Origin of the sequence: Microvirga sp. KLBC 81 (assembly GCF_003075415.1) — a bacterium.
Lineage (GTDB): Bacteria > Pseudomonadota > Alphaproteobacteria > Rhizobiales > Beijerinckiaceae > Microvirga.
The window spans coordinates 1-524 of sequence record NZ_QDAH01000337.1; the positions used below are offsets into that span (position 1 = coordinate 1).

1 protein-coding gene is annotated in these 524 nt (G+C 49.8%); it reads left to right on the forward strand.

Going from position 1 to position 524, the window contains the following annotated elements:
• On the forward strand, nucleotides 1-341 hold a 341-nt coding region (locus DC522_RS35340; protein ID WP_165820457.1), incomplete at its 5' end, for a hypothetical protein.
• Between the last annotated feature and the right edge of the window lie 183 nt (nucleotides 342-524).

Sequence of the window (524 nt, forward strand, 5' to 3'; positions counted from 1 at the left end):
GACTGTCGCCGGCCCTGCTACCGAAAAAAGCTGCGAGTGGCGACATTTTGACGTTTAAAGAAACTGCGTCTTTAATTTCAGCTGCCCAGCATTTTTCCCAAGAAGTTGACGAAGCCATAATTGCCGATCTAGATCTTCGAACTTTTTGTGAAGACTTAATTGAAGAACAAATTAATGGCCCCGACCGCTCTGTAAGCTTCACCTCGAAGTACTTCAGCATCACCCCTTCCGACAGATCTAGGTTTGTCAGTAATTGGCTTCAAAATAACTATGGCATATCGGGGGTAAGCAGCGATATCCTTGCCGCATGCTGCAGCGTCAAGAAAAGCAGCTCCTCATAGGAAGATCGTTTAGCGCGCTCGGCCTCTGCTGCGCACCTCCCTCTTCCCGCCCTCCAACGACTCACATGGCCAGCCGCGGCAGGTGCGTTCAAACCTCGACGCGCAACACTAAAATTCCTAGCAGCGCCATTCGGATAAATTGATCCGGATTACCGATCTTTCGCCTAAAACTCAGCAATGACC